Origin of the sequence: Streptomyces sp. NPDC052101, assembly GCF_040680235.1 — a bacterium.
Lineage (GTDB): Bacteria > Actinomycetota > Actinomycetes > Streptomycetales > Streptomycetaceae > Streptomyces.
The window spans coordinates 1-4,415 of record NZ_JBFAWH010000097.1 but is presented as its reverse complement, the minus strand read 5'-3'; the positions used below and the strand labels follow the sequence as shown (position 1 = coordinate 4,415).

At 72.9% G+C, this 4,415-nt stretch carries 2 protein-coding genes; both read left to right on the top strand.

Annotated features, from left to right (window positions below; all coding sequences use genetic code 11):
* The first annotated feature begins 5 nt into the window (after positions 1 to 5).
* A complete protein-coding gene (locus AB0L75_RS43840; protein WP_365191895.1) occupies positions 6 to 3,470 on the top strand; it encodes a type I polyketide synthase in 3,465 nt (1,154 codons plus the stop codon).
* 136 nt (positions 3,471 to 3,606) lie between these two features.
* The coding region (locus tag AB0L75_RS43835; protein ID WP_365191894.1) for a polyketide synthase at positions 3,607 to 4,415 on the top strand (809 nt) is incomplete at its 3' end.

Below are 4,415 nucleotides of genomic sequence, written 5' to 3'. Positions count from 1 at the left end.
CGGGTCTGGCTTCGGCGTTCGAGGGCTTGAGTGCTCGGCGTGCGGAGATACCGCTGTACTCGACGGTGACTGGTGAGGTGGCCACCGGCGAAGAGTTGGATGGCGGTTACTGGTGCCGCAATCTGCGGGAGCCGGTGCGTTTCGACCGTGCTCTGAACAGGCTCCTGGATGATGGTCATACGGTGTTCGTGGAGATCTCCGCGCATCCGGTGCTGTCGATGCCGTTGACGGACGGCAGCAGCGAGCGCGGCGGCATCGTGATCGGCTCTCTTACCCGTAAGCACGGAGGTCAGGCTCAACTCCTCCGGAACCTCGGCCTGTTGCACGTCCAGGGCCACCAGATCGACTGGGACAAGGTCCTCGGGACCGGTTCCCTGCTCCCCCTGCCCACCTACGCCTTCCAGCGCGAGCATTACTGGACGGACGTTCCGAAGGCCGCCGGTGACGCCGGGTCGCTCGGTCTCGATGCCTCTCCGCATCCGTGGATCGGTGCCGTCACCCCGCTCGCCGACGGCGAGGGGCATCTGGTGACCGGGCGGTTGTCACTCGCCGAGCAGCCGTGGCTGAAGGACCACACTGTCTTCGGCTCGGTCATCGTGCCGGGCACCGGACTGCTGGAGCTGGCCACCGCCGCCGCCCACGAGGTCGGCTCGGCCGGGGTCGCCCAGCTGACCCTGGCCGAAACGCTGGTGATCGACGACCCGGTGCGGATCCAGATCACCGTCGGCGCACCGGATGCCACGGGCCGGCGTACGGTCGCGATCCACAGCAGCCCCGACGAGGCACCCGCCGACTGGACCCGCCACGCGAGCGGTGAACTGCGCGAAGCGACGGACGGGACCGCGGCGAACACACCGGAGCCCGCCTTCGCGGAGCTGGGCGGCTGGCCGGTGGCCGGGGCCGAGCGAGTCGAACTCGACGGCTTCTACGAGCGGTTCGCCGCCCGGGGCATCGAGTACGGCCCCGTCTTCCGGGGGCTGACCGGACTGTGGCGCAAGGGCGACACGGCCTACGGCACCGTCCGTCTCCCCGAGGCGGCCTCCGCGGCCGACTTCCTGCTCCACCCGGCGTTGCTGGACACCGCGCTGCACATCATGCGGGGCGTCACCGTCGCACCCGGCGAGCCGGAGCCGGAGGGCGCGCTGCTGCCCTTCGAGTGGAGCGACATCGAGCTGCACGCGGCGGGCAGCGGTGAACTGCGCGTCCGGATCGACATAGTGCCCGCCGATGCCGATGCCGATGCCGATGCCGATGCCGATGCCGATGCGGGCGTCGACGTCGACGCTGGTCGCGAGGGCTCCGGGGCCGGTCGGCAGATCCGGCTGTGGGCCTGTGACACCACCGGCCAACCGGTCGTACGGATCGGGGCGCTGCACCTGCGCCGGGCGACCGCCGAACAGGTGCGCGCCGCCCGCAGCGGTGGCGCCGACGGCCTGCACCGCCTGGAGTTCCAGCCGGTGCCGGTGCCGGACGGCCGTCCCCAGAGTCCCGCCGCGGACGCCGTGCTCGGCGGCACGGGCCGGCTCGCCGCGCTCCTCGGCGCACCTGCCCTCGCCGACGTGGCGGAACTCTCCGCCCGCCTCGGTGCGGAAGCGGCGCCGCCCGCCCGCGTCGTCGTCGACGCCACCGGCCGGCCGCCGTTCGACAACGCGCCCGAGGCCGCCTACCGGGCCACCGAGCACGCCCTCGCCCAGCTGCAGGCGCTGCTGGCCGACGAACGGCTCGCGACGACGGAACTCGTGTGGGTCACGCGCGGTGCCGTGTCCGCCGTACCGGGCGACCGGCTCGACGGACTGCCGTACGCGCCCCTGTGGGGTCTGGTGCGCTCGGCGCGCGCCGAACACCCCGAGCGGGGGCTGCGCCTGGTCGACCTCGGCCCCGACGACACCGAACGGGACGCGCTCGCCCGCGCCCTCACCGTCACCGGGGAGCCCGAACTCACCGTCCGGGCCGGCGAGGTGCGCGCCGCCCGCCTGGTCCGCGCCGGCGCGCAGCCCGACGCGACCGCCGTACGGCCCCTCGACCCGGAGGGCACCGTCCTGATCACCGGCGGCACCGGCGAACTCGGCCGGGAGACCGCCCGGCACCTGGTACGCCGGCACGGCGTACGCCACCTGGTGCTGACCTCACGGCGCGGGGCCGATACGCCCGGCGCCGCCGACCTGATCCGCGAACTGGAAGAAGAAGGTGCACAGTGCGTACGAGTGGTGGCCTGTGATGTCGCTCAGCGAGATGACGTGGCGCAGGTGCTCGGTCTTGCTGCGGAGAACCACCCGTGGACTGCGGTTCTCCACCTCGCCGGGGTCCTGGACGACGGTGTCGTCCTCGGCCAGGACGCGCGGCGGCTCTCCCGTGTGATGGCCCCGAAGGTCACCGGCGTCCACCACCTCGACGAGCTGACCCGTGACCTCGAACTCGCGGCCTTCGTCCTGTTCTCCTCCGCCGCGGGCACCTTCGGCACCGCCGGGCAGAGCGTCTACGGCTCGGCCAACGCCTACCTCGACGCCTTCGCCGCCCGGCGACGCGCGCAGGGCCGCCCGGTCACCAGCCTCGCCTGGGGCCTGTGGCACCAGGCGGGCGTGGGCATGACCTCCCACCTGGGCGCGGTGGAACTCGAACGGATGCGGCGCCAGGGCATCGCCCCGCTGCCCTTCGCGGTGGGCCTCGCCCTGCTCGACGCGGCGCTCGACCGCCCGGCGGACACCTTCGTCCCCGTCAAGCTCGATCTGCGCAGCGTCCAGCGGCAGGCCGAGCGCGGCGACGACGTCCCCGCGCTGTTCCGCGCCCTGGTACGGCCCCGGCTGCGCCGCGCGGGCGGACCGGCCGACGCCGGCACCGGCCAGGCGGGCCTGCGCGAACGGCTGCTGGCCGTCGGCGAGGAGCGGCGCACGGAACTGGTCACGGAGCTGGTCCTGCGCGAGGTGGCCACCGTGCTCGGTATGTCCGAGGCGGGCTCGGTCGCTCCGGACCAGGTTCTCAAGGTCCTCGGTCTCGACTCGCTCATGGCGGTGGAAATGCGCCGCCGCCTCTCGGCGGAGAGCGGAGTGTCCCTGCCCGCGACCATGGCCTTCGACTACCCCACACCCGGCCACATCGCCAGGCTGATCCTGTCCCGGATGGACCTGGACACGGCGGGGCCAACCGACGCCACAGCCACGGCCGGTACATCCGGTGCGTCCGGCACATCCGGTGCCGACGACCCTGAATCCCTGCTCGGCTGGGCGCTCCAGCGGCTGTCCGCGGACCGGATCCACACCAGTGGCCTGCTGGACCGCCTCGTGGAACTCGCCCGGGAGGAGACACCCGGCACGCCGGACGGACCCGACTCCGACGTCGACACCGACATCGGCATGCTGTTCGGGCCCGACACCGGTGTCGACGTGCCGTCCGGGCCCGACGACCGCTCGGTGGACGACATCAACGCCGAACTGAACGCGCTGCTGGAAGCGTCGGGCCTCGACCTCGACTGAGCGTCGCTGGGGCCCGAATCCGGGCCCCAGGGCACGTCAACCACGACTCAAGTCCTCGGCGATTGGCTGGTGAGGTCCCAGGTCTCTCCCTCCGGGACGCCCGATTGCTCGCGGTGAAGCGCAGAGAGGCTCGAAGGTGTCGATGTCGAACCAGGACCGGATGGAAGCCGCACTCCCCGCGATCCGCGCGCTACAGAAGCGGGCGGCGGAACTGGAGGCGCGGCAGGCGCGGCAGCACGAGCCGATCGCGGTGGTGTCGATGGCGTGCCGGCTGCCGGGCGGTATCGACACCCCGGAGGCGTTCTGGGAGTTGCTGGCGGCCGGCGGGGACGCGGTGGGCGGCCTGCCCGAGCGGTGGCGGGGCCTGGACCTCTTCGACCCGGACCCGGAGGCGGTCGGCAAGAGCTACTCCCGCGAAGGCGGCTTCCTGGACGGCGTGGAGGACTTCGACGCCGCGTTCTTCGGCATCTCGCCGCGCGAGGCGCTGTCGATGGACCCGCAGCAGCGGCTGGTGCTGGAGGCGTCCTGGGAGGCCCTGGAGCGGGCCGGTATCCGCCCCGCGTCGCTCGGGGAGAGCCGGACCGGCGTCTACCTGGGCACGATGAGTTCGGACTACGGCGACCTGGGCCGCGACCTGGAAGCCCTGGACGGCTATGTGAGTACGGGCAAGGCGTCGAGCGTGGTCTCGGGCCGGGTGTCGTACACCCTCGGCCTCCAGGGCCCGGCGATCACGGTGGACACGGCCTGCTCGTCGTCGCTGGTGGCGGTGCACCTCGCGGTGCAGGCGCTGCGGGGCGGCGAGTGCGAACTGGCCCTGGCGGGCGGCGTGACGGTGATGAGCGCGCCCTCCCTGTTCGTGGAGTTCTCCCGGTTGAAGGGGATGGCGGCGGACGGCCGCTGCAAGTCCTTCTCGGCGGATGCGGACGGTGCGGGCTGGGCCGAGGG